Source organism: Aeromonas simiae (genome assembly GCF_000820125.1).
Lineage (GTDB): Bacteria > Pseudomonadota > Gammaproteobacteria > Enterobacterales > Aeromonadaceae > Aeromonas > Aeromonas simiae.
The window spans coordinates 21743-47016 of sequence record NZ_CDBY01000076.1 but is presented as its reverse complement, the minus strand read 5'-3'; the positions used below and the strand labels follow the sequence as shown (position 1 = coordinate 47016).

Below are 25274 nucleotides of genomic sequence, written 5' to 3'. Positions count from 1 at the left end.
TGACGGTAAAACCAAGACACTTTTGGTTTTATTGCATTAATAGCCGATAAGCGGACATGAAAAAGCCCACCGAGAGGTGGGCTGTTTCGTGGGGACGGGATCAGTCCCAGGCGGGCGCGAAGTCCGGGTTGGCGCAGCGCTCACCGCGATCGAGCGGGGCAATCGCCGCCATCTCTTCGGCGCTCAGGCGCAGATCCAGAGCGGCCAAGTTGGCGGCCTGATGCTCACGCTTGGTGGAGCTGGGGATCACCGTCATCCCCTGGGCGTGCAGCCAAGCCAGCGACACCTGAGCCGGGCTGGCTCCGTGGCGCGCGGCGATCTCTTTGAGCACCGGCTCGTCGAGCACCTTGCCGTAGGCAAGCGGCATGTAGGCCGTGACGGCGATGCCAAGCTCGCGGCAGACGTCGCGCACGATGCGGTTTTGCAGCAGGGGGTGTACTTCAATCTGCTGGTGAGTGATGGCGCCGGCTCCCAGGATGGAGACGGCCTGCTTGATCTGGGCAGAGGTAAAGTTGGAGACGCCGATCTCGCGGGTCAGGCCACGCTCGCGGGCCTCGGCCAACTGCTCGAGGTAGACCGCCATCGCGACTTCGTCGTTCGGGCTCGGCCAGTGGATCAGCGCCAGATCCAGGTAGTCGGTCTTGAGCTTCTCCAGGCTCAGCTCAAGGCTCGGGATCACCTTGCCGGGGCCAAACTCGCTGGTCCACACCTTGGTGGTGAGGAAGAGATCGCTGCGTGGCAGGGCGCTTTGACTGAGCACCTGGCCCACTTCGGCTTCGTTGCCGTAGATCTGGGCGGTGTCGATGTGGCGATAGCCAAGCTCGAGGCCGGTTTCGAGGGAGCCGATGAGCGGTGCGCCCTCAAGGCGGAAGGTGCCAAGACCGATGGAAGGCATCTGCATGAAAAATCTCCTTAGCGGGAAAGGGGGTGATAGTAACGAACGTCCCGCTCGGCCAGACTCGCACCAAAGGTGGTGACGAAGTGGGCCAGGTGGGGGGCTTGATTGTGGGCGGCCAGGGCGGCGTCGCTCTCCCAGCGCTCAAACAGCATCCAAGCGTCGGGATTGTCTCGCTCTTGGTGCAGATCATAGGCAAGACAGCCCGGCTCGGCGCGGGTGGCTTCCATCAGAGGCTGCAAGGCGCGATGCAGTGGTTCACCCTGACCGGGTTGTGCCACCAGGCGGGCAATGACGATGACGGTAGACATGGGACTTCCTGCTGAGCGGTGGATGATGTCGGGCAGTATGCCAAGGGGGGAGTGGGGAAAACAGACGCCGTGGCACAGTTCACTGGTGCGTTATTGTCATCAATAGATGATATTGAGTGCGTATTACGCATATAAATGCCTCACCCATGCCCCTTTACCGGGGGAGCGCAGACCCGGCCAAACGGGCTGTGGCTAGCGTGAAACCCTATGAATAATGACTTTTTGCCATAGTGCAATCTGTGCATGCAGATAATGACAGAAATTTGTGTCAAAGATTCTTTCCATGGTTTAGGCTGTGGGCCTTTCAATTTCAAGGTTGTTATCCATGTTCGGATTGCCGCGCGACGGCTCGATGTTCCCGCTCTCTTTGGGCGCCATCCTGACGCGTACACCGGCATGGATTGCAGTACGGGTCGCCAGGGGCGGCCCTTTTTGTAGCTGGAGTGAAGTGATGATCTATTCCGCGGAGGTGGCATGAGCCAGGTGCAGTGGTCTTCCCGTGTCGGGCATGTGCTGGCGGCGGCTGGCTCGGCCATCGGCCTTGGCGCCATCTGGAAGTTTCCCTATGTGACCGCCACCAATGGCGGCGGCGCCTTCCTGCTGGTGTTTCTGCTGTTTAGCTTCACCCTGGGGGTGGCGGTGCAGGTCGGAGAGACCCTGCTCGGCAGCCACAGCCAGCGTGGCGTGCTCGGCGCCTTCCACCAGCTGGTAGGGCCGAAGTGGCGCTGGATGGGTTACATGGGGATCCTGTGCGGCTTTTTCATCTACAGCTTCTACAGCGTGGTGGGGGGCTGGACCGTGGGCTACGCGGCGCTGGCCATCGGCGGTGAGCTCAACCACGGCGATGCGGCGGCGCTGACCGCCCTGTTTGGCGGTTATGTGAGCGATCCGATCTGGCCTGTGCTGACCCACCTGATCTTTGCCGGCCTCACCTGGTGGTTTGTGCAGGGGGGGTTGCAACAGGGGGTGGAGCGGGCGCTGCGCTGGATGATGCCGGCCCTGTTTCTGATGATGTTGCTGCTGGTGCTGACCGGTCTCTCGATGCCCGGCGCCATGGCCGGGGTGCGCCAGTTCCTGTTGCCGGATTTTGGCCACCTCACCGGCCAGGGAGTGCTCGATGCCCTTGGCCTCGCTTTTTTCTCCCTCTCCATTGGCCTGGGGGTACACACCACCTATGGCGCCTATCTGCCCAGCAGCGATGGCGTAGTGCGCTCCGGTGTCTGGGTGGTGACCCTGGCGAGCCTCATCTCAGTGCTGGCGGGGCTGATGATCTTCCCGGTGCTCGCCTCCACCGGCATCGATCCGACCGCCGGGCCTGGGCTCACCTTCATGACCATGCCCGCCGTGTTCCAGCACCTGCCGCTGGGTCAGGGGCTGGCGGTGATCTTCTTCCTGCTGCTGCTGGTGGCCGCGCTCTCTTCGTCCATCTCCATGCTCGAGCACCTGGTGCGCTTCACCACCGAGGAGTGGGGCTGGAACCGGCGCGGCGCCTGCCGCACCCTGACCCTGCTCATCATGGCCTGCGGCATTCCGGTGAGCCTGTCGTTTGGCCCTTGGGCCGAGTACACCCTGTTTGGCAAGACCCTGTTCGATCTGCTCGACTACCTCACCTCTAACCTGATGATGCCCCTGTTCGGGCTGGTGCTGACCCTGCTGCTGGGCTGGAAGCTCGGTGCGCGCATGGTGCCGGAGGATCTGGCGCCGCTGCCGCGAGCCTGCCTGCTCTGGTGCTGGCGGCTGGTGGCGCCGCTGCTGATTGCCGGCATCCTGGTGCGCGGCCTGCTGTGAAGACAAAGAGGGGAGCCAGGGCTCCCCTCTTTGTATGGCCGGCGCTTGCCATCATCCTGCATGTAACGCTATAAAGCGCAGACACTCTTGTATCAAAGGCAGCAATCATGAAGACCCATTCCGACGAGCTGGCCCTGTTTGTGGCGGTGGTGGAGGCGGGCAGCTTTCGCCAGGCCGCCGAGAACCTCGGCCTCGACAACTCGGTGGTGAGCCGCGGGGTCAAGCGTCTCGAGCAGAAGCTCGCCACCGTGCTGCTTACCCGCACCACCCGCAGCCTCAGCCTGACCGAGGAGGGGGAGTGGTTCTATCAGCGGGCGGTGAAGATCCTGACCGAGATGGCCGAGGCGGAGGGGACGCTGCTGATGCGCCGCGAGCAGCCTGAGGGGATCTTGCGGATCGATGCCGCCACCCCCTTCATCCTGCATCAGCTGGTGCCGATACTGGGGCGCTTTCGCGAACGCTACCCCGCCATCGAGCTGCAACTCAACAGCTCGGAGGGGTTCATCAACCTGATGGAGCGGCGGGTCGACGTGGCGATCCGCATCGGCGAGCTGGGGGACTCCTCCCTGCGCGCCATGCCGCTTGGCCGCTCGCGCCTGCGCATTTTGGCCGCCCCCGATTATCTCAAGCGCCACGGCACGCCGCGCACCCCGGAGGATCTGGCGGGCCACGTGCTGTTGGGCTTTATTAGCCCCGATCACCTCAATCACTGGCCGCTGCTCTCGCGCGAAGGGGATCGCCTGCCGGTGACCCCCTCCCTGCGTGCCAGCAGCGGCGAGACCCTGCGTCAGCTGGCCCTGGCCGGGGAGGGGCTGGTCTGCCTGTCGGACTTCATGACCGGGCCGGATCGGGAGAGCGGCGCCCTGGTCGAGGTGCTGGCCCGCTCCAACAGCGGTGCCTCGCGCCCGATCAATGCCGTCTTCTACTCCGATGCCCAGCGCGATCCACGGCTGCGCGCCTGGCTCGACTTTCTCAAGTCCCACCTGGCCATCGGCATGCTCTAGTTCTCGTCAAAAGGCCCCGCAGTGCGGGGCCTTTGCTTATGTGCCTGGGTTACACCCGAAGCAGGAACTTGCGTCCGCCCCCTTGCCGCTTGGCCTCGGCCAACGCGGCCGGCAGGGCGGCGAAATCGCGCACGGCCAGCGGGGCGGTCGGCATGGCGCCGCTCACCATGGCGGTGAGCATCGACTCCCCGGCCTGCACCAGCTGCTGCCACTGCCGCGCGGAGCCGTGGGCGTGCTGGGCGCCGAGGGCGATCTCATGCAGCGAGATGCAGCGGGTGAAGGGGGGCAGGGGGCTCTGCTCCACCCGTCCCAGCACCGCCACCAGATGGCCGTAATAGCCGAGGGCGTGGCACAGCTCACCGGCCTGGGCGCTTGAGACCAGATCGATGATGGCGTGAAACGGCTCACCGCCGTTGGCGGTGCGCAGGGTGGCCAGCCAATCGGTGTCGTGATAGTCGGCCACCTGCACCCCGAGCCGGCGCAGGGCGTCGTGGTGGCGGGCGTCGGCCGAGGCAAACACGCGGGCGCCGCGGGCCAGTGCCAGCGAGACGGCGTAGCGCCCCACATTGCTGGCGGCGCCGGTGAGCAGCACGGCCTCCCCATGCAGGTCGGGCAGCTTGGCCAGCGCCTGCCAGGCGGTGAGACCGGGGCAGGGGAAGGCGGCGGCCGCCTCGTCAGAGAGCGCCTCTGGCACCGCCAGCAGGGCGCGCGCCGGCACACAGGTGTGGCGGGCGAAGCTGCCGTGGCGGCGCAGATCCGTGTGGTAGGCGACCCGGCTGCCGAGGCGCAGGTGATGCACCCCTTCGCCCAAGGCCACGATTACCCCCATGCCATCGACGCCGGGCACTTGTCCCGGCTGCCAGTCGGGGTGGCCCCATTCGAGCAGCTTCCAGTCGACCGGGTTGATGGCGATGACCCGGTTCTCCACCACCACCTCACCGGGGCCGGGGACCGGCAGGGTGAGATCGCTTAGGATGAGGGCATCGGGTTCACCCGCTGCCTGCCAGCACCAGCCCTGGCTTTTTATCGCGTTCATCTTGTTCTCCTTGCAAACAGGCCCGCCATGGGGCGGGCCTTGCGTCACACTCAGGCGGCCGAGCCGTCGGCCTTAGGGTAGTCGGTCAGCCCCTTGGCGTCGCCGCCAAACAGGGTGGCCGGATCGTGGGGCGCCCAAGGGAGATCGTGGCGGATCCGCTCGGGCAGATCCGGGTTGGCCACGAAGGGGCGGCCAAAGGCGACCATGTCGGCCCAGCCCTCGGCGATGGCGGTGCGGGCGCGGGCGGCATCGTACTTGCCGGCATAGATGAGGGTGCCCGGATAGACCTCGCGCAGAGCCTGCTTGAACTCACCGCGCATCACAGGGGCATCGTCCCAGTCGGCTTCGGCGATGTGCAGGTAGACCACGCCCAGCTCGCCGAGCAGGCGGGCGGCAGCGGTGTAGGTCTGCTCCGGATCGGCATCGACCGTGCCATTGAGGGTGGTGAGGGGCGCCAAGCGCACACCAACTCGCTCCATGCCGATCTCGCCGCCGACGGCCTCGACCACTTCGCGCAGGAAGCGCAGGCGGTTTTGGAGCGATCCGCCGTACTGGTCGGTGCGGGCATTGGACTCGGAATCGAGGAACTGGTTGATGAGGTAGCCGTTGGCGCCGTGCAGCTCGATGCCGTCAAAGCCGGCTTCGATGGCGTTGCGGGCCGCCTGGCGGTACTCGTTTACCACCTCGGCGATCTCCGCTACCGAGAGGGCGCGCGGGGTGACGGTCTCGACAAAGCCCGGGGTGTTGTCCTTGTCGACAAACACCCGCACCCCTTCGGCGCGCAGGGCCGAGGCGCTGACCGGCTGGGCGCCGCCGATGTTGTCCGGGTGGGTCACGCGTCCGACGTGCCAGAGCTGGGCGAAGATGGCGCCGCCCTTGGCATGCACCGCGTCGGTCACCTTGCGCCAGCCGGCCACCTGCTCGGGGCTGTAGATGCCGGGGGTCCAGGCATAACCCTTGGCGGTGGGGGAGATCTGGGTGCCTTCGCTGACGATGAGGCCGGCACCGGCACGCTGGGCGTAATAGGTGGCCATCAGGTCGGTGGCCACGTCACCGGGCTGGGCGGCGCGCGAGCGGGTCATGGGCGGCATGACGATGCGGTTTTGCAAGGAGAGCTGGCCGAGGCGCAGGGGGCAGAAAAGGGGATCGTGGGACATGGAAACCTCGTTAAGTAGGGAAGCGGACGGTATGACGCCAGGACAGGCGTCGCTGTCGATGGCGTCATAGTAGGCCGCTATGGCCTTGCCTAAAAGAGGGTTAATCCCAGAAGAGTGCTGCGATTATGACAATAATCCCTCAGAGCCAGCGGGCTTCGCGGGTGAAGCAGACCGAGAGCCAGGTTTCGCCCAGGGTATCGCCAAGGCGCCCCCACAGCTCCTGGCGCAGGGCATCTTGACGGGCGACGGGCCACTCCTGCCCGTGGGGCACCAGGATGTTGAGCTCAAGCTCGAAGCGGCGGCCGCTCTTGGCCAGGTGGCTGTAGCACTCGACCCCGTAGCGCTGGCGCAGGGCCTCGACTTCGGCCTGCACTTTCTGCTGCACTTCCCCCTTGGGGGCGATCTTGAGCACTTCGCGCAGGTTGCGCCCCAGCACCTTGATGGGGATCAGGGTGGCGCACAGGGCCAGTACCGAGACCAGCACCGGATCGATGTAGCGGTTGTAGCGGCCATAGCCGGCCTGCTCGAGCCCCATGGCGATGACAAAGCCCAGCAGCAGGGTGGCGCTCAGTATGGTGTCGACCTGCCACTCCTTGGCATCGACCCGCACCAGCTCGGAGTCGAGCCGCTCGGCGGCCTGCGCCTCGAGGCGGTAGAGGGCGGCGCAGAAGAAGGTGGAGACGGCGGCGTAGAGCAGGGCGTGGTCGAGGTCTATCTCGCGCCCACCGGCATTGAGGGTGGTGAGGCCGCCATAGAGGGCCGCCAGACAGAGCAGCAGGATCAGGGTGCCGTTGATGACGTTGGCGATGGGCTCGAAGTGGGCGTAGCCGTATTGGAAGCGGGCGTCATCGGGGCGGGTTACCAGGTAGGCGGTCACCAGGCCAAGGCCGGTCATGCCCATGCTAAAGAGAGTAAAAACGCCGTCGAGTAAGATGGCGTGGGAGCCGACAAACAGGCCATAACCGACGCCGAAGCAGGCAAAGGTGATACAGCCGAACAGAGAGAGGGTGAGGGCCTGTTTCTCTGTACTGATAACATGGCTAAATAAAGCCATAACAATCCTCCATCGATAGTTGAACAAACGGTTTACGTCGCAGCGGCAAGTGGCGCGACGGGCTTGATCCCGACTGAGCAAGGGCTGATATACTGCCGGCCAACGTACAAAAAGACGTGAGCGAATGCCAAGGCGGGCGCAGGACGCACCGCCCGGCATTGTGGTCGCCGGAGCGCCGGCTAAATTGCCTGTCATCAGCAGGTATCAAAACCAGTAGGGAACAAGGATTCATGATCCCGAGACTCGATTACCAAGGCAGTGTGTCACCCCTGACTCTGGCATTTTTAGATGCCCTCATTGAGAAGGGGTTTCGGGGTGACGTTGACAAGTCATATGCGGGCCGGCTCGCCATGGCGACGGACAACAGCGTCTATCAGGTTACTCCTCAGGCGGTGATCTTCCCCAGGGATGCCGACGACATCAGTCTGATGCTCTCGTTGGGGCAGGAGCCGCGCTATCGCGAGCTGACCTTCTCCCCCAGAGGCGGCGGCACCGGCACCAACGGCCAGTCCCTGAGCGCCGGCATTATCGTCGATCTGTCGCGCCATATGAACCGGGTGCTGGAAATTAACCCGGAGCAGGGCTGGGTGCGGGTGCAAGCCGGCGTCATCAAGGATCAGCTCAATGCGGCCCTCAAGCCCCATGGCTTTTTCTTCTCACCGGATCTCTCCACCTCCAACCGCGCCACCATCGGCGGCATGGTCAATACCGACGCCTCGGGGCAGGGCTCCTTGGTCTACGGCAAGACCTCGGATCACGTGCTGGGGCTCAAGACGGTGCTGGAAAATGGCGAGATCATCGCCACCGAGCCGCTCAAAGGGGAGCGACTGGCTGACAAGCTGGCGCTCGAGAATCGCGAAGGGGAGATCTATCGCGCCCTTTACCGCATCGGCAAGGAGCGCCGCGCCGACATCGAGGCCACCTTCCCCAAGCTCAACCGCTTCCTGACCGGTTATGATCTCAAGCACCTCTACGAGCCGGCCGAGGATGCCCTCGACGTGAGCCGGGTGCTGTGTGGCTCGGAAGGGTCCCTCGGCTTCATCGTCGAGGCGCGCCTCAACATCACGGCGATCCCGCGCTATCGCACCCTGGTCAACGTCAAGTACGACAGCTTCCCGTCTGCGCTGCGAAATGCCCCCTTTATGGTGCAGGCCCAGGCACTGTCGGTCGAGACGGTGGACTCCAAGGTGCTCAATCTGGCCAAGGCCGACATCATCTGGCACTCGGTGCGCAGCCTCATCGAGGAGGTGCCGGGCAAGCGGATGGACGGGCTAAACATCGTCGAGTTCGCCGATCTGGACGAGGCCGAGCACCAGGCCAAGGTGACCGAGCTGTGCCGGCGTATCGACGAGCTGATGGCCCGTGGCGAGGCCGGCATCATCGGCTATCAGGTGTGTGACCACCTGCCGAGCATCGAGACCGTTTACGCCATGCGTAAAAAATCGGTGGGGCTGCTTGGCAACGCCGCCGGACGCAAAAAACCGGTGGCCTTCACCGAAGACACCGCCGTGCCGCCGGAGTCGTTGGCCGATTTCATCATGGAGTTTCGCGCCCTGCTCGATGAGCATGGGCTCGACTACGGCATGTTCGGCCACGTGGATGCGGGTGTCTTGCACGTGCGCCCGGCGCTGGACTTGTGCGATCCCGAGCAGGAGGTGATGCTGCGGCGCATCTCCGACAAGGTGGTGGCACTGACCGCCAAGTACGGCGGCCTGATGTGGGGCGAGCACGGCAAGGGGTTCCGCTCGGAATACAGCCCGGCCTTCTTCGGCGATCTCTGGGAGGAGTTGCAGCGGGTCAAGGGGGCGTTCGACCCGGATAACCGCCTCAACCCCGGCAAGATCTGCATGCCCTATGGCAGCGATGCCGAGCTGGTGTCGGTGGACGGCCCCAAGCGCGGCAAGTATGACCGCCAGATCCCGCTGGCGGTGCGCACCAGCTACACCCAAGCGCTCGACTGCAACGGCAACGGCCTGTGCTTTACCTTCGAGACCGACTCGCCCATGTGCCCCTCGGTCAAGATCAGCCGCGATCGCCGCCACTCTCCCAAGGGGCGTGCCGGCCTGATGCGTGAGTGGCTGCGTCAGCTCGCCCTGCAAGGCTTCGATCCGCTGGCCGAGGAGGTGGCGCTGCAAACCGGCGGGGTGCGCTTTAAGCAGATCGTCGACAAGGTGCGCAACACCTGGGCCCGCTCGCGGGGCCAGTACGACTTCTCCCACGAGGTGATGGAGGCGATGGAGGGGTGTCTTGCTTGCAAGGCGTGCACCAGCCAGTGTCCGATCAAGGTGGATGTGCCCACCTTCCGCTCCCGCTTCATGCAGCTCTATCACAGCCGCTACCTGCGCAGCCCCAAGGATTACATCATCGGCACCTCGGAGGGCTACACCCCTTGGCTGGCCAAGGCGCCGCGCATGGTGAACTTCTTCCTGGAAAAGGAGTGGCTGCAAAAGGCGACCGAGAAGACGGTCGGTCTGGTGCACCTGCCGCTGCTGTCGGTGCCGACCCTGGCCGAGGAGCTCAAAGAGAGCCGCGCCCGCTATTTCGACCTGCCGAGCCTAGAGCGCATGAGCGCCGAGCAGCGCGCCAAGGTGGTGCTGATCGTGCAAGATCCCTTCACCAGCTACTACGACGCGCCGGTGGTGCGCGATCTGGTGCGTCTGTGTGAGCGGCTTGGTTACCAACCCTACCTGCTGCCGTTCAAGCCCAACGGCAAGCCGCAGCACGTCAAGGGGTTCCTGCGCGGCTTTGCCCGCACCGCTGCCACCACGGCCCAGTTCCTCAATCAGATTGCCCGGCTCGGGGTGCCGCTCATCGGAGCCGATCCGGCCATGGTGCTCTGCTATCGCGACGAGTACGTCAAGGCGCTGGGCGAGGCGCGGGGCGACTTCAAGGTGTTGCAGGTGCAGGAGTGGCTGTTGCAAGCCGAGCTGCCCGAGGCGCGCGAGCGTGACGAGGCGCCTTGGTATCTGTTTGGCCACTGCACCGAGAAGACGGCGCTGCCGACCAGCACCGGTGATTGGAAGAAGGTGTTTGAGCGCTTTGGCGCCCGCCTCGAGCCGGTCTCAGTCGGTTGCTGCGGCATGGCCGGCACCTATGGCCACGATGCCCGCAACCTCGAAAATTCGCGCGGTATTTACTCGCTGAGCTGGGCCGAGCCCCTGTCGCGGCTGCCGACGGATCGCTGCCTGGTCACCGGTTACTCCTGCCGCAGCCAGGTCAACCACATGGAGGGGGAGCAGCTCAAGCACCCGTTGCAGGCCCTGCTCGAGCGAGTGTGATGCTCAAGACCGCCCGTTTTCAGGTTCCCCAGCACTACGCCCACGCCGGGTTTGTGCTGCGGGCCTGTGACGAGGCGCAGGCGGTGCGCGAGTACGTGGCGCTGCTGCGTGAGCGGGAGCAACTGCACCAGCTGTTTCGCGCCGATGACCCCTGGCCATCGGCGCACTTCTCGCTAGCCCAGCACGAGGCCGATCTGGCGTGGCAGGTGTCGGAGCTTCGCGCCCACCGCTCGTTTGCTTACACGGTGTGGGAGGAGCAGGAGCAGGCGCTGATCGGCGGCCTGTACCTTTATCCCTCGCTGCTGCCCGGCGTCCAGGTCGAGGTCTTCTTCTGGTTGTGCGCCGATTCGCCAGTGGCGGCGTCGACGTTTAGCGAGGTTATCCGGCGCTGGCTTAGGCGGCGCTGGAACTGGACGTCGGTGCGCTTTCCCGGTCGCGACACGCCGTGGGCCGAGTGGCCCGGCGTCACATACCCGTGGTAGCGTGGCCGCCTGATACCTTCAAAAGAGAGCGCTCATGTCCATCTGGAAAAAAGCGATGAGCCTGGAGGGGCTGGAGGCCAGCTCCCGCAACACCCTCATGGCACACCTTGATATTCACTACAGCGCCTTTGGCGATGACTGGATTGCGGCCACCATGCCGGTCGACAGCCGTACCCATCAGCCGTTTGGCATGTTGCATGGCGGGGCCTCTGTGGTGCTGGCCGAGACCCTGGGCTCGATTGCCGCCAACATGGCGGTGGATGAGGAGCACTACTGCGTCGGCCTTGACATCAATGCCAACCATATCCGCGCCAAGCGGGAAGGGAAGGTGACCGGGGTAGCGCGTCCGGTGCATCTGGGGGCCACCACCCAGGTGTGGCAGATTGAGATCAACGACGAGCGTGAGCGACTCATCTGCACCAGCCGGATCACCATGGCGGTGCTGCGCCACAAGCGGTCCTGAGGGCGAAGCGATCACAATTGCGCAGATAGTGCATGCCAGGGCGGGTGGGCAGGCATATACTTGGCAGGCTGTTTGAGAGACGAATCACATTTTTCAAGACAGCAGGGCAAAGTGGCGCTATAATCGCCGCCTTTTTGCTGTTCCGCGGTGTGAACCGCCTGCCTAAATACCTGGAAGAATCTATGTCTGATACCGAACATCTGCCCCTTTTTGACGAGCTTGGATTGGCCGCGCCCATTTTGAAGGCGCTGCACGACGTGGGCTACGAGCGCCCGTCCCCCATCCAGGCCGCCGCCATTCCGCCACTGTTGGCGGGCCATGATCTGCTGGGGCAGGCGCAGACTGGTACCGGCAAGACGGCGGCCTTTGCGCTGCCGCTGCTCTCCCGCCTTGAGGCAGGCAGCCGCTCCACCCAGATCCTGGTGCTGGCGCCGACCCGTGAACTGGCCATTCAGGTTTCCGAGGCGTGCCAACGCTACGCCAGCCACATGACCGATTTCCAGGTGCTGCCCATCTACGGTGGCTCCTCCTATGACACCCAGATCCGCGCCCTGCGTCGCGGTGCCCAGGTGGTCGTCGGTACTCCGGGCCGCGTCATGGACCTTATCCGCCGCAAGAGCCTGGATCTCTCCGGTCTGCGTGCCCTGGTGCTGGACGAGGCGGACGAGATGCTGCGCATGGGCTTCATCGACGACGTCGACTGGATCATGGAGCAGTGCCCGGCTGGCCGTCAGGTGGCCCTCTTCTCCGCCACCATGCCGGAGCAGATCCGTCGTGTGGCTCAGAAGCACCTGAAGCAGCCCAAAGAGATCAAGATCGCCTCCAAGACCGCGACCGCGACCACCATCCGTCAGCGCTACTGGCAGGTGACTGGCTCCCATAAGCTGGAAGCCATGACCCGTCTGCTGGAAGTGGAATCCTACGAAGCCCTGCTGGTGTTCGTGCGCACCAAGAATGCGGCCGAAGAGCTGGCCGGCAAGCTGGCTGCTCGTGGCCATGCCTGTGAAGCGCTGCACGGCGACATCCCGCAGAAGCTGCGTGAGCGTACCGTCGAGAAGCTGCGCCAAGGCCAGCTGGACATCCTGATCGCTACCGACGTGGTGGCCCGTGGTCTGGACGTCGAGCGTATCACCCACGTGGTGAACTACGACATTCCGTACGACACCGAGTCCTACGTGCACCGTATCGGCCGTACCGGCCGTGCCGGTCGCAAGGGTGAGGCTATCCTGTTCGTGGCCCCGCGCGAGCGCCGCATGCTGCGTTCCATCGAGCACGCAACGCGTCAGAGCATCGAGCCGATGAAGATGCCGACCATGGCCGACATCAACCAGCACCGCCTGACCAAGTTCAAGGAGCGCATCCGCGAAACCATGATGGGTGAGGAGCTCGAGACCTATTACGAACTGGTCAACGAGCTGGTACAGGAAGAGTCCGTCGACCCGATCGAGCTGGCCGCTGCCCTGGCCAAGCTGGTGCAAGGTGATCAGCCGCTGCTGCTCGACGAGTCCAAGCCGGATCCGCTGCTCTCCCAGCCTCCCCGCGAGTTCGAGCGCCGTGAACCGCGTGACTTCGGTGACCGTGATTTCAACCGTGGCGATCGCGGTGATCGTCCGGCCCGTCGCATGCCGGGTCTGGAGCCGCGTCCGCTCAAAGACAATCCTGACGTGAAGATGGAGCGCTTCCGCGTTGACGTGGGTGCCCATCACGGCGTCAAGCCGGGCCAGATCGTCGGCGCTATCGCCAACGAAGCCAACCTCGAAAGCCGCTTCATCGGCAACATCGAGATCGCCGATGATTTCTCCACTGTCGATCTGCCCAAGGGCATGAGCGCCGAAGTGATGGAAGTGATCAAGAAGGCGCGTGTCTGCCAGCGTCCGCTGATGATCACCCCCTACACCGAAGTGCCGGAAGGGACCCGCAGCGCCGCGCCGCGTCAGTTCCGCGATCGCCCCTTCAACAAGGAGCGTCGTCCTTTCAACAAGGATCGCCGCGAAGGCAATCGTGAAGGTGGGTTCGACAAGGGCCGCAAGTTTGGTAACAAGCGCCGCGAGCACAACAGCTGATAGCGTCTGAATAGAGTCAAATAGAAGGGCCGATCGCAAGATCGGCCCTTTTTTATTTCTGCGGTTTCCGCTGCGAAGGGGATTGCATCGCTTTCTGCTCTGCTGTAAAAGATGTTTAGACGTCCAAATGGATAGATGTTTGGGTGTCTTGATATCTTTATTAACAGGCTGGAGAGTCGAATGGAAAACAGAGAAGGGGTGGTGATTCTGGATGGTGGTATGGGCCGCGAGCTGGCCCGGCGCGGGGCCCCCTTTCGTCAGCCGGAATGGTCGGCGCTGGCGCTGATGGAGGCGCCGCACACCGTCAGCGAGGTGCACGAGGCATTCATTCACAGCGGTGCCGAGGTGATCACCACCAACAGCTATGCCCTAGTGCCGTTTCATATCGGCCAGGCGCGCTTTGCCAGTGAAGGGGAGGCGTTGACCCGCCTCAGCGCCACCCTGGCGCGTCAGGTCGCGGATCGCCATCCCGGCGTTCGGGTGGCGGGCTCCTTGCCGCCCTTGTTTGGCTCTTATCGCGCCGATCTCTACCGCCCCGAGCAGGTGGCCGCTTTGGCGACGCCGTTGGTGCGGGCACTGGCCCCCCATGTCGACATCTGGCTGGCCGAGACCATGAGCCTGATTGCCGAGCCGCTCGCCTACCGGGCCCTGTTGCCCGACGATGGCAAGCCGCTGTGGGTCTCGTTCACCCTGGAAGATGACGTGCCCGGCAGCGAGCCACGGCTGCGCTCCGGCGAGCCGGTGAGCGCGGCGGTGCGCGCCCTGGTCGAGGCGGGGGCTGACGCCATCCTCTTTAACTGCTGCCAGCCGGAGGTGATCGAGGCCGCACTGGCCGAGGCGGTGGCCACCCTGGCTATGCTGGAGCGGCGCGATGTGCGCCTCGGGGCTTACGCCAACGCCTTCCCGCCCCAGCCCAAGGAGGCCACCGCCAACGACGGGCTGGACGAGGTGCGCGCCGATCTGGGGCCGGCGGATTACTTGGTCTGGGCCGAGCGCTGGAAGGCGGCCGGGGCTCGCCTCATCGGCGGTTGCTGCGGCATCGGCCCCGAGCACATCGCCGCGTTAAGCGCGCACTTTGCGGGGGTGGCCGATGAGTGAGAAGAAGATCGGGCTCTGGTCACTCACGGCCCTGGTGTTTAGCTCCATGGTGGGGGCAGGGGTGTTCAGCCTGCCCCAGAACATGGCGGCGGTGGCCGGCGCTGAGGCGGTGCTCATCGGCTGGCTGGTGACCGGGATCGGCATTTTGGCGCTGGCGGCCTGTTTTCTCTATCTGGCGCGGCTGCGCCCGGCGCTCGACGGGGGGATCTACAGCTATGCCCGCGAGGGGTTTGGCGATCTGGTCGGCTTCTTCAGCGCCTGGGGCTACTGGCTGTGCGCCACCATAGGGGTGGTCGGCTATCTGGTGGTGGCCTTTGCCGCCATCGGGGGATTTACCGACACCCCGGAGCGAGTCTGGTTTGGCGAGGGGAACACCGGCTGGGCCTTCCTCGGTGAATCCTGCATCCTCTGGGCGGTACACCTTCTGGTGGCGCGCGGGGTGCAGCAGGCCGCCCTGTTCAACCTGGTGGCGACCCTGGCCAAGAGCCTGCCGCTGCTGCTGTTTGTCGCCTTTGCCTGCTACTGGTTCGACCCGGTCGTGTTTCATGCCGAGCCGGGCGGTGAGAGTTTGCAGCAGCCGGTCTCCGAGCAGGTGCGCAACACCATGCTCATCACCCTCTGGGTCTTCACCGGTATCGAGGGGGCGGCGGTGCTCTCGGCGCGGGCGCGCAACAAACGGGACGTGGGGCGGGCCACCGTGCTTGGCGTGGTGCTGGCGCTCACCCTCTATGTGCTGGTGTCGGTGCTGGCGCTTGGGATCCTCAATCGCCCTGAGCTGGCGGCCCTGCCCAACCCCTCCATGGCGGGGCTGATGGCCCACATGACTGGCTCCTGGGGTAAGGCGCTCATCAGCCTCGGCCTCATCGTCTCGGTGCTGGCCTCTTACGTGAGCTGGACCCTGTTCTCGGCCGAGGTGCCCTACAGCGCCGCCCAGCGCGGCGCCTTCCCGGCGCTGTTCACGCGCCAGAACCGGCACGGCACCCCGATTGCCTCGCTCTGGCTCACCAGCCTGACGGTGCAGGGCTGCCTGCTGCTGGTGTGGCTGCTCGGCAAGGGGTACACCAACCTGTTGCTGATCTCCACCTCCATGATCCTGGTGCCTTACTTCCTCATCGGCGCCTTCCTGCTCAAGCTCACCCTGAGCGGGGAGGGGGATCGCAAGGCGCGCCTGGCGGCGGTGATCGCCACCGGTTACGGCCTGTGGCTGCTCTACGCGGCGGGGCTTGAGTATCTGCTGCTCTCGCTGCTGCTCTACGGGCCGGGTCTGCTGCTGTTTTTGCACACCCGGCGCAAGCTGGGGCTGAGCCTCAGCGGCCGCGAGCGGTGGCTGGCGGGGCTGGCCTTGGTGGCGCTACTGCCGGCGCTGTGGAGCTTCGGCCAGCAGTGGAGCTGAGTGAAAAAGCGAAGGGGAGCCACAGGCTCCCCTTCTTGTCGTCAGCGGCGAGGCTCAGAGCACCTGGCTTAGGAAACGCTGCAACCGCTCCGAGGGAGGGGCGTCGAAGAAGCTGGCGGGGTTCTCATCGACCAGCAGCTCGCCGTTTTCCATGAACAGCACCCGATCGGCCACCTCGCGGGCAAAGCCCATCTCGTGGGTGACCACCACCATGGTCATCCCCTCGCGGGCCAACTCCTTCATCACCTCCAGCACCTCACCCACCATCTCGGGATCGAGGGCGCTGGTCGGCTCGTCAAACAGCATGATGCGTGGCTGCATGGCGAGCGCCCGGGCGATCGCCACCCGCTGCTGCTGACCGCCGGAGAGCTGGGAAGGGTAGCTCTGTGCCTTGTTGGAGAGCCCCACCTTGAGCAGCAGCGCCTTGGCCCTGTCTTCGGCCTCCCGGCGTGTGAGCCCGCGCACCTTCTGCGGCGCCAGGCAGATGTTGTCGAGCACCGTCAGGTGCGGGAAGAGGTTGAAGGACTGGAACACCATGCCCACCTCTTCGCGCAGCTTGTTGACGTTCCCCGGCTCGGTCAGGCTGATGCCGTCGACCACTATGCTGCCGTCGTTGATGGTCTCGAGCTGGTTGAGGGTGCGCAGGAAGGTCGACTTGCCCGAGCCGCTAGGCCCCACGATCACCACCACTTCCCCCTCGGCCACCTGGGTGGTGACGTTCTTTAGGGCGTGCACCTCGCTGCCGTAGAACTTCTCGACCGCTGCGGCGCGGATGATGGGATCAGTTGCTTTTCGCATATTTCACCTCGAGACGGCGGACCAGGAAGGAGAGGGTGCCGGTGAGCACCAGGTAGAGCAGGGCCACGGTGAACCACACCTCGAACGGGCTGAAGGTGGAACTCACCACCTCGCGGCCGGCCTTGGTCAGATCGGTGATCGAGATGACCGACACCAAAGAGGAGTCCTTGATCAGGTTGATGAACTGGCCGGCGAGCGGCGGCAGCACCCGCTTGAAGGCCTGGGGCAGGATCACGTAGCGCATGGTCTGGGCCGAGGTCATGCCGAGACTGCGGCCCGCCTCCATCTGCCCCTTGTGGATTGAGCTGACCCCGGCGCGCACGATCTCGGCCACGTAGGCGCCGGTGAAGACGGCGAGCGCCGCCACCCCGGCGGTGAAACGATCGAGGTTGAGCACAGTGCCGATGAAGAAGTAGACGATGAAGATCTGCACCAGCAGCGGAGTGCCGCGGATGATCTCGACATAAGTGATAGACAGGTTGCGCAGGGCCGGGTTGGGGGAGAGGCGTGCCAGCCCCGCCAGGGTGCCGAGCAGGATGGCCAGGATCCCGGCGCAGAAGGAGAGCTTGACCGTCACCCAGACGCCGAGGGCGATGGGGCCGGCGGTCCATGCCTTGCGGCTGTCGATGGCATCGCCACGAAACACCGTATCCCCTTCGGCCACCAGGGCGCCCTGGGCCGCCACCTTCTGGCGGTGAGTGGGGTCCAGATCGTCTTGCAGCCACAGGGTACCTTGGTCGGCCACCACGGTGCCGTCGAACTCGGCCATGCTCTTTTGCTCGTCTTGATAGACGATGTATTGCGGGATGCGCTCCCAGCGCCAGGTGTAGTTGACCGCCTGCACGGCCTGATAGATGGCGTAGCCCGCCAGCAGCAACAGCAGCGCGAAGACGCCATGCCACAGCAGGGGGTTGGGCCGTTTCTCCATCTGACGCACGGGGTTGGGGGTTCGCACCATGACTACCTCTCGATTCGTGTGCAACGCCGGAAAAAAGTGAGGGCGGCGAAGCCGCCCTCAGGATCACTTGAGCTGCTTGAGCCAGTCGGTGGATTCAAACCACTTCTTGTAGAGGCGGTCATAGCTGCCGTCCCCCTTGATCTGGCGCAGGTAGTTGTTCAGCCAGTTGATGAAGTCCGCATCCCCCTTGCGCACGGCCCAGGCCAGCGGCTCGAAGGTGAAGGGCTTGTCGAGGTGCACCACGGCGCCGGTGTTCTGGGAGGCGAACACGGCGTTGTAGGGCAGGTCATAGACGAAGGCGTCGACCTTGCCGTTGATCACCTCCAGCTTGGCGTCATCCTGGGTCTCGAACTGGAATACCTGAGCCTTGGGGATGAGACGCTTGACCGCCTGCTCGCCGGTGGTACCGAGCTTGACCGCGATCTTGTACTTGGGATCGTTGAGATCCTGGAACGAGGTGATGGTGCCGGCCAGATCCTTGCGCAGGACAATGGTCTGCCCGACCACAATGTAGGGATCGGCAAAGTTGACGCGCAGGTTGCGCTGGGGGGTGACGGTCATGCCACCCATGATGACGTCGAACTTGTCGGTGAGCAGGGCGGGGATGATGCCGTCCCAGGCGGTGTTGACGAACTCCACCTTGACGCCCATCTCCTTGGCGACCATTTTGGCGAGATCCACGTCAAAGCCGATGTACTGGCCCTGCTTGTTGGTCATCTCGAAGGGTTGATAGCCGGCGTCAAAGCCAACGCGCAGGGTGCCGCGCTTGAGGATGTCATCGACGGTGCCAGCCTGGGCCAGCCCGCAAAACAGCATAAAGGAAAGGATCAGCGTTCTTATCATGGTGACGTCTCTGTCTGGGTTGTGTTCGGCCTTGAACCTGTGCCCGCATATCCACGCGGGGACATCTGCTGCATCCGGCAACAGGCAAGACATGGATGGCAAAGCCATACCGAGAATATTTCAGCGCAGAGCAAAATTTCGTCAGATTCGATTAAATCTAGTCAAATCAATAAACTGTTTCGATATTTTGCGACTGTTGCAGAAATAATATCTCGTCGATGCAACATATCTATCCTTATCGCCCGGTGCAAGCCTTTCTGTCAGAGGATTCGTGTTGAAAAAATGTTGCCCATCGGGTGATTTGTCAGGAGCCAGCGCGAAAGGCTTCTTTTATACTGCACCGACCTCTTCATCGCCCGCCTCGAATCATGGAAGCGCTGCTCCTTCGTCTCGATATCTACACCCTGATGCTGATGGCCCTGTTTGGCTACAGCCTTGGCTTTCTGACCCTCACGCTCACCTGGCTGGCACACAGGGACATTCCCGGCACCCGGCTGTGGTGGGCCTCGGGACTGCTGGCGGTGATCGGCCAGAGCGGTTTCGTGATGCAGATCCTCGCCCCCTTCACGGCGGGGTTGTGGGCGGGCAACGTCTTTCTCATTACCCATGTCGCCCTGACGCTGGCCGGGGTGCGCTGCTTTTTCCTGCGCCCGGTACGCTGGCTGGTGTGGTGGAGCGGGGTGCTGCTGTTTGCCGCCATGATGGGGTGGGCTTTTGCGGTCAACTTGAACGTGGAGTACCGCATCGCCATCAGTAGCCTTGCCTTTATCTTCCTCTCGCTGCTCACGATCTGGCAGTTGGTGCGCGACGGCTGGCGCGACTATCGACTGGCGGTCACCATGATGATCTGCCTCTTCGCGCTGCTCATCATCCTCATCTCGTTACGGCTGGCCCTGCTCGGTATCGAGGAGGTGGGCTCCCCCTTCCGGCGGCAGCTGGTCAATGTGCTGCCCTATGTCACCATGTTGATGGGCGGGTATTTGAGTTCCATCGGGGTGCTGCTGCTGTGTACCCGCCATCGCACCCTGGCGCTGCGCGAGCTGGCCACCCGCGATCCACTGACCGGGGTGTTCAACCGGCGCGGTCTGCACCACATGCTGGGGCGCTGGCTGGGGCAGGAGCGGGTGGCACTGCTGATGCTGGATCTGGACGACTTTAAACAGCTCAACGACAGGCATGGCCATGAGCTGGGAGATCGAGTGCTTCAGAAGGTGGGGCGCTATCTGAATGAGCGCAGCGATCTGGTGGCAGGCCGCTTCGGTGGTGAAGAGTTCGTGGTGCTGGCGCGCTGGGCGGACGAGGCGACGGCTCGCAATGGCTGCGAGCGATTGCGGCACGATATTGCCGCCATTGAGGTGGACGGGGTGAGCATCACGGTGAGCGTCGGGATGGACTGGATGGCACCGGGTGAAGCCTTGTCACAGGCGTTGCAACGAGCGGATCAGGCCCTCTATCGGGCCAAACGAGAGGGCAAGAATCGGATCACGCTGTTTGAGACTGCCGTGATGCCGACCGCCCGGTAGCGGGGCTGGCATGGGGCACGCCAAGCCCCACGCCGCTGACACCTTAGCGGTGCAGCTCGCCGGCCCGCTCCGGCTGATAGACCACTTCGAGGATCTCGACCTCAATCAGCTGGCCGGAAGGGCCGGGCCAACTGATGTTATCCCCCACCTTGAGGCCGAGCAGGGCGCTGCCGACCGGAGCCAGTACCGAGATGCGGCTGCTCTCGCCCTTCACATCCTTCGGATAGACCAGGGTCAGGCTGTGCTCCTCACCGCTGGCAATCAGGCGAAAGCGTACGGTGGAGTTCATGGTGACCACATCGGCGGGCATCTGCTCCGGCTCGATCACGTCGGCGCGATCCAGCTCGGTTTGCAGCGGGTGATTGAGGGCCTGCTGGGTCGGCAGTGTCTCAAGCAGGCGCTCGAGGCGATCGAGATCGAGGGAAGAGATCACCAGATTGGGCTGTTTCATCTCGGCATTCCTTATCGGTTTTAATGGTGATAACCACGCCCCTCCGTCCGGTGGGGCGTGCCTGGCAAGAAAAGATGGCTGAAAGCCCCCGGACACCAGCGCGTCACGGCGGGCTGCGTCGGGGGCTTAGAAGGGTGTGGGCCTGGAGAGGCAAAACATGATGCTGTTCATGGGGATACCATAACCAGATTGGCGCACTTTGGCAATTGGCGATCGGCGCACCGCTCAGGGGGCCTGGTAGTCGTACTGGGCCAGGATCCGGGCGAGCGAGCCATCCTGGCGCATCTGGGCGATCACCTGCTGCCAGCGGGCCGCCAGGGCGGTGGGGAAATCGGGGGCGGCGGCAAGATAGAGGTGGGTGCGCGCCAGCTCCTCGCCACGCACCAGTCGCTCCAGCGGCAGCCCATTTTGCTGCTGCTGGTAGCGCGCGGTATTCCATGAGGCCGCCCAGCCTTGAATACGCCCGCGGGCCAGCTTCTGGGCATTGAGTCGCTCGTCGTGGGCCAGTTCGAGGCGCAGATCACGGCGGCTATTTAGCCATTCGTGGCTGAACGAGTCGCGCAGGGTGCCGATCAGTACCTCCTGCCGATCCAGCTCCTTGAGGGTCAACGGCTCGGGGTGGTAGCGCCGATCGGTGAGCAGCACAAAGGACTCCTCAATGAGAGGGGCCACCCAGCTCAGGCGCTCGGCGCGTACCTGGCTCCAGGCCGGCGGCAGCAGCAGGGCATCGGGGCGATGATGGATCTGGCTGAGGGCGCGGGGAAAGGGGAGCAGCTCGATGGTCAGTGGCTCGTGCAGGCGGCGGGCGGCCTCTTCCATGACTTCAATGGCCATGCCGGTCGGCGCCCCCTGCTGGGGGCGGATCACAAAGGGGGGCACCTCGGCGGCCAGCAGCGTGATGGCGTGGGCCAAGGAGGTGTGCAACAGGCAGAGCAGAAGCAGCAGGCGCATAGTGACCGACTCGATAATGATGTCGGCAGTTTATCACTTAGCCGCCGGACTCGCCGGGCTGTTTCAGTCGAAGAAGTCACGAATATCGAGTTCTTGGAAGCCATCCAGGCTCAGCCAGGGGAGGGCGGTGGGCAGGGCCTTGGGGGTGACCGTCATGCGATAGTGGCGCCAGCCATCGCGACTGCCCGACTCCACCACCAGCGCCAGTTGCCGCGCCTGTGACCACAGCACTCGGGTGCGTTCGTTGTCCCTCTCTTCCTGGTACCAGCGCGCCCCCTCGGGAGCCGGCGTGTCGAGCGGCTGCATGCGGGCGAGGTGGGCCGGGTCGAACAACTGGCGCAGCTTCGCCCAGTCGGGTTGAAAGCCCACCATGCCATATTCGGCGGCGGGCACCTCCACCACCTGTTTGTGCCAGCGATCGGCGTAGCGCAGGTAGGGCTTGCCCTGTGCATCCGGCTCGACCCAGCGGGCCGCCATCTGATGGGTGAAGTGCTTGTGGCCGCGCTGGCGGTCATGGCGGGCATGAAAGGCGCGGGCCAGGGGCAGGGGGATGAGCCGCTCGCTCCACAGGGTGTCGCCGACGCGCAGCCAGCGCTCCTGCCAGCGGCTCTCCTTGACGATGCCATCCGGGGTGGTCGTGCGGGTCTCATAGGTGATCTGGGCCGCCTGATCGGGCTGCGGATTGGCCCAAATCAGCGGGCTTGCCAGCAGCAAGGCGGTGAGGGGGAGTCGAATCATGATGCCTCTTTACGAAAATATGGAGGGGCGCTGGTGCGCCCCTCGCGCGGTTACAGGCCGAGGGCGGCCTTGATCTTGCCAAACACCTGGGTGTTGTCGAAGGTGCCCTTGAAGGCGCGGCTGCCGGGGCCATCGGCAAAGAGCATCACATCGCCGCCGCCATGGGTCTCGGAGGAGAGCTCCACCCCGGTCTCTTGCTGGTAGTCATCGGCGCTGACCTGCTCGCTGGTGAGCGCGGTGCGGTGGTCGGGGCGGTTCGGCCCGTTGCCGAACACCAGGGCAGTGTAGGGGTTGCCGTCGGCGTCGAGGGCCGGGTTGCCCTCCTTGTCCTTGACCAGATCCAGCACCTTGTTGCCCTTGGCGGCGTAACCGTTGAGGGTCATGGTGTGGTCGTGGTCGGCGGTGACCACCACCAGGGTTTCGTTGAGATCGACCTTGCCCAGCGCCGTCTTGACCGCCTCATCAAGGGCCACCGCGTCGGCCAGCGCGCGCTTGGCGTTGGTGCCGTGCAGGGCGTGGTCGATACGCCCCCCTTCCACCATCAGGAAATAGCCCTGATCGTTGGGCGCGAGCAGATCGATGGCCTTGGCGGTCATCTCAGAGAGCGAAGGCTGGGTGGCCGCGGCCCCCTCAGCCTGACGGTCTAGGTCATAGTCCAGGTGCGAGGTCTGGCTAAACAGGCCCAGTACCCGGCCGCTGGCCACGCCGGCCAGCGCACTCTTGTCGGTGACGTAGTGATAGCCCTGATCTTGCAGTTCCTTGGTCAGATCGCGGCCGTCGGCGCGCCCCTTCGGGTTGTCGGCGCTGTAGGGGGTCCAGTGGTTGGCGCCGCCCCCCAGCAGCACGTCGACTCCCTCCTTGAGCGCGCTGTTAAAGCCCGCCCCGCCCGGGACGGCCTGTTCGGCGATGGCATAGGCCGCGTCGCGGTGACAGATGTGGGCATAGGTGGCGGCCGGGGTGGCGTGGGTCAGCTCGGTGGTGGTGACGGCGCCGACCGATTTACCGGCCGCCTTGGCCAGCTCGAGCAGGGTCGGCACCGGGGTACCGTTGTCGCTGGCGCAGTAGTTGATGCTCTTGTTGCCGTTGGCATCTTTGCCCGGCGCGACCGCGACGGTGTCGCTGCTCATGCCGATCACCTCGTTGTTCATCTTGACCCCCGTGGTATAGGCGGCCATGGAGGGGGCGGAGTCGGTGGTCTGGGCATCGTGGGAGAAGGTCTTGATGCGCGCCGCGTAAGGCAGCTTCATCATCTCGAGATCCCCCTCTTCCCCCACCTTGTAGAGGCGGGTGGCGGTGAGCACGGTGGGGCCCATGCCATCTCCGATGAAGAGGATGACGTTCTTGGCGTCGGCGGCCAGGGTGGCGCTCGAGGCGAGGGCCAGACCGAGTGCGGCGGCGATGGTGTGCTTGTTCATCTGATGCTCCTTACAGTCCGGCTGCGCGCTTGACGGTGGTGAAGACGGCGGTGTTGTCCATAGAGCCGTGAAAGCCCTCGGCCCCAAGGCCAATGGCGCCGAGGAACACATCGGTGCCGCCATGGGTTTCACTGCCGGCCACGTCGCTGATGCGCACCGCCGCCTCCTGGGCGTAGTCGTCGGCGCTGACGGTGGCCTCATCCAGGCTCTGGCGCGGCCCTTCGACCCGGTTATGGCCATTACCAAAGCCGATGATGGTGTAGGGGTTACCCTGCTTGTCGAGGGTGGGGGTGCCGTCGCTGTAGCTCTTCACCAAGCCCAGCACGCCGGGGTTATCGGCGCGGGTCTTGCCGGTGCGCTTGGCATAACCGTTGAGCACCAGGGTGTGGTCGTGATCGGCCGTGACCACGATGAGGGTGTGCTTGAGCTCGGGATCGCTCTTTTTCACCTCGTCCAGCGCGGCCTTGATGGCGTCGTCGAAGGCGATCGTGTCGACCAGCGCCCGCTTGGCATTGGTGTCGTGCAGGGCGTGATCGATGCGTCCCCCTTCCACCATCAGGAAGTAGCCCTTCGGGTTTGACGTGAGGTGGGAGAGGGCGCTCACGGTCATCTCGGCCAGCGAGGGCTCGCCGCTCTGGCGATCCAGCTCGTAGTTCATGTGGCTGCTGCCAAACAGGCCGAGCAGCTTTTTATCCCCACTGGCGGCCTTGAGTTCGCTCTCGTTGCTGACGTACTGATAGCCTTGGGCCTGCATCTCAGTGATGAGGTTGCGTCCGTCGCGGCGTTTGCCCTGCTCCGATTCCGGCAGGAAGTGGCGGCTGCCGCCCCCCAGCACCACGTCGACCCCATCCTTGAGCGCGGCGTTATAGCCGGCGCCGCCTGGCACCAGCTGGGCGGCGATGTCGTTTTCCAGATCCCGGTTACAGAGATGGGCATAGGTGGCGGCGGGGGTGGCGTGGGTCACCCGGGTGGTGGTGACCACACCGGTGGCGCGCCCGGCTTGCTTGGCTAGCTCGAGCAGGGTAGTGACCCCCTTGCCGGCGCTCTGGGTGCAGTCATCTTGCTGGGTGGCGTCGCCATCCATCGCGATGACGCCGTTGTTGCTCTTGACCCCGGTCATGTAGGCCGACATGGAGGGGGCCGAGTCGGTCACCTGGGCATCGTGGGAGAAGGTCTTGATGAAGGCGCTCTCGGGCAGGGAATCGAGGGTGAGTGAGCCTTCTTCCCCCACGCTGTAGATGCGTGAGGCGGTGAGGGTGGTGATCCCCATGCCGTCGCCGAGAAAGAATATCACGTTCTTCGGGGTAGTGTCAGTGCGGTTGTCGGAATCGTTGCTGGAGTTGCAGCCGCTCGCCAGGGCGGCGCCGATCAGCAAGGCCAGTCCGGCCATTTTCTTCATTGTCGTCACTCCTTTGTTAAGACTGCCGGCAGGGTAGAGGGATGGTGTGTCGATTCGGTGTCGGTGATGTGACGTTCGTGTGAAATTACCCATGACTCAGTAGGTTAGTCGCACACAGAGACGGTAAAGTGGCGGATTAAGGCACGATGCTTTTGGTCTGTGACAATTTGGTTTAG

Annotated in this window: 22 protein-coding genes; 9 read left to right on the top strand and 13 right to left on the bottom strand. The window is 64.3% G+C overall.

From position 1 onward, the window contains the following. Nucleotides 1-100: 100 nt before the first annotated feature. Both dkgB and BN1134_RS15740 read right to left on the bottom strand, forming a co-directional pair. Nucleotides 101-901 (bottom strand): 2,5-didehydrogluconate reductase DkgB, encoded by an 801-nt coding sequence (gene dkgB / locus BN1134_RS15745; protein ID WP_042048365.1) that lies wholly within the window; start codon nt 899-901, stop codon nt 101-103. A gap of 11 nt (nt 902-912) precedes the next feature. Continuing rightward, nucleotides 913-1206 (bottom strand): putative quinol monooxygenase, encoded by a 294-nt coding sequence (locus BN1134_RS15740; protein WP_042048364.1) that lies wholly within the window; start codon nt 1204-1206, stop codon nt 913-915. 474 nt (nt 1207-1680) lie between these two features. Between BN1134_RS15740 and BN1134_RS15735 the strand changes: the two genes are divergently transcribed. Both BN1134_RS15735 and BN1134_RS15730 read left to right on the top strand, forming a co-directional pair. Further along, entirely contained in the window at nt 1681-2994 is a 1314-nt protein-coding gene (locus tag BN1134_RS15735) for a sodium-dependent transporter (RefSeq protein WP_042048363.1), read from the top strand. 107 nt (nt 2995-3101) lie between these two features. After that, nucleotides 3102-3998 carry a LysR substrate-binding domain-containing protein gene (locus BN1134_RS15730; protein ID WP_042048362.1) on the top strand — a complete coding sequence of 299 codons (897 nt, stop codon included), beginning with the start codon at nt 3102-3104 and terminating at the stop codon, nt 3996-3998. Nucleotides 3999-4047: 49 nt separating this feature from the next. Here BN1134_RS15730 and BN1134_RS15725 read toward each other — a convergent pair whose 3' ends face one another. The 3 genes from BN1134_RS15725 to BN1134_RS15715 all read right to left on the bottom strand — a co-directional run bounded on the left by BN1134_RS15725 (nt 4048) and on the right by BN1134_RS15715 (nt 7245). Next, nucleotides 4048-5034, bottom strand: a complete 987-nt coding sequence (locus BN1134_RS15725; protein ID WP_042048361.1) for an alcohol dehydrogenase catalytic domain-containing protein — start codon at nt 5032-5034, stop codon at nt 4048-4050. 50 nt (nt 5035-5084) lie between these two features. Next, nucleotides 5085-6191, bottom strand: a complete 1107-nt coding sequence (locus BN1134_RS15720; RefSeq protein WP_042048359.1) for an alkene reductase — start codon at nt 6189-6191, stop codon at nt 5085-5087. Nucleotides 6192-6330: 139 nt separating this feature from the next. Next, entirely contained in the window at nt 6331-7245 is a 915-nt protein-coding gene (locus BN1134_RS15715) for a cation diffusion facilitator family transporter (protein WP_042048357.1), read from the bottom strand. 230 nt (nt 7246-7475) lie between these two features. Here BN1134_RS15715 and ydiJ point away from each other — a divergent pair, with 230 nt between their 5' ends. The 6 genes from ydiJ to BN1134_RS15685 all read left to right on the top strand — a co-directional run bounded on the left by ydiJ (nt 7476) and on the right by BN1134_RS15685 (nt 16022). Next, nucleotides 7476-10523: a D-2-hydroxyglutarate dehydrogenase YdiJ gene (gene ydiJ / locus BN1134_RS15710; protein ID WP_042048356.1), complete on the top strand. Its 3048-nt coding sequence runs from the start codon at nt 7476-7478 to the stop codon at nt 10521-10523. Further along, nucleotides 10520-11005, top strand: coding sequence for a hypothetical protein (locus BN1134_RS15705; protein WP_415857807.1), 486 nt, complete (start codon nt 10520-10522; stop codon nt 11003-11005). Before ydiJ ends, BN1134_RS15705 begins: the two co-directional genes overlap by 4 nt. Before the next feature lie 34 nt (nt 11006-11039). Next, entirely contained in the window at nt 11040-11468 is a 429-nt protein-coding gene (locus BN1134_RS15700) for a hotdog fold thioesterase (protein WP_042048353.1), read from the top strand. A 182-nt stretch (nt 11469-11650) separates the two neighbouring features. Then, nucleotides 11651-13531, top strand: a complete 1881-nt coding sequence (locus tag BN1134_RS15695; protein ID WP_042048352.1) for a DEAD/DEAH box helicase — start codon at nt 11651-11653, stop codon at nt 13529-13531. A gap of 180 nt (nt 13532-13711) precedes the next feature. Next, on the top strand, nt 13712-14629 hold the full coding sequence (locus BN1134_RS15690) for a homocysteine S-methyltransferase family protein (protein ID WP_042048351.1): 918 nt from the start codon (nt 13712-13714) through the stop codon (nt 14627-14629). After that, a complete protein-coding gene (locus BN1134_RS15685) occupies nt 14622-16022 on the top strand; it encodes a basic amino acid/polyamine antiporter (RefSeq protein WP_042048350.1) in 1401 nt (466 codons plus the stop codon). Before BN1134_RS15690 ends, BN1134_RS15685 begins: the two co-directional genes overlap by 8 nt. A 54-nt stretch (nt 16023-16076) precedes the next feature. Here the strand turns inward: BN1134_RS15685 and BN1134_RS15680 are convergent, their stop codons facing one another. The 3 genes from BN1134_RS15680 to BN1134_RS15670 all read right to left on the bottom strand — a co-directional run bounded on the left by BN1134_RS15680 (nt 16077) and on the right by BN1134_RS15670 (nt 18621). After that, nucleotides 16077-16820 carry an amino acid ABC transporter ATP-binding protein gene (locus BN1134_RS15680; RefSeq protein ID WP_042048349.1) on the bottom strand — a complete coding sequence of 248 codons (744 nt, stop codon included), beginning with the start codon at nt 16818-16820 and terminating at the stop codon, nt 16077-16079. After that, nucleotides 16804-17778: an amino acid ABC transporter permease gene (locus tag BN1134_RS15675; protein ID WP_302354912.1), complete on the bottom strand. Its 975-nt coding sequence runs from the start codon at nt 17776-17778 to the stop codon at nt 16804-16806. Before BN1134_RS15675 ends, BN1134_RS15680 begins: the two co-directional genes overlap by 17 nt. Nucleotides 17779-17841: 63 nt before the next feature. Next, nucleotides 17842-18621, bottom strand: coding sequence for a transporter substrate-binding domain-containing protein (locus BN1134_RS15670; RefSeq protein ID WP_042048348.1), 780 nt, complete (start codon nt 18619-18621; stop codon nt 17842-17844). Between the two features lie 368 nt (nt 18622-18989). On the opposite strand from BN1134_RS15670, the gene BN1134_RS15665 reads away from it, so the two are divergent. Further along, nucleotides 18990-20144: a GGDEF domain-containing protein gene (locus BN1134_RS15665; protein ID WP_042048346.1), complete on the top strand. Its 1155-nt coding sequence runs from the start codon at nt 18990-18992 to the stop codon at nt 20142-20144. Nucleotides 20145-20187: 43 nt separating this feature from the next. On the opposite strand, the gene rnk is transcribed toward BN1134_RS15665, so the two are convergent. The 5 genes from rnk to BN1134_RS15640 all read right to left on the bottom strand — a co-directional run bounded on the left by rnk (nt 20188) and on the right by BN1134_RS15640 (nt 25098). After that, on the bottom strand, nt 20188-20595 hold the full coding sequence (gene rnk / locus BN1134_RS15660) for a nucleoside diphosphate kinase regulator (protein ID WP_042048345.1): 408 nt from the start codon (nt 20593-20595) through the stop codon (nt 20188-20190). A gap of 225 nt (nt 20596-20820) precedes the next feature. After that, on the bottom strand, nt 20821-21546 hold the full coding sequence (locus tag BN1134_RS15655) for a substrate-binding periplasmic protein (RefSeq protein WP_042048344.1): 726 nt from the start codon (nt 21544-21546) through the stop codon (nt 20821-20823). 63 nt (nt 21547-21609) lie between these two features. Beyond that, nucleotides 21610-22284, bottom strand: coding sequence for a hypothetical protein (locus BN1134_RS15650; RefSeq protein ID WP_042048343.1), 675 nt, complete (start codon nt 22282-22284; stop codon nt 21610-21612). A 50-nt stretch (nt 22285-22334) separates the two neighbouring features. Continuing rightward, nucleotides 22335-23699: an alkaline phosphatase gene (locus BN1134_RS15645; protein ID WP_042048342.1), complete on the bottom strand. Its 1365-nt coding sequence runs from the start codon at nt 23697-23699 to the stop codon at nt 22335-22337. 10 nt (nt 23700-23709) lie between these two features. Further along, entirely contained in the window at nt 23710-25098 is a 1389-nt protein-coding gene (locus tag BN1134_RS15640; RefSeq protein ID WP_042048341.1) for an alkaline phosphatase, read from the bottom strand. Between the last annotated feature and the right edge of the window lie 176 nt (nt 25099-25274).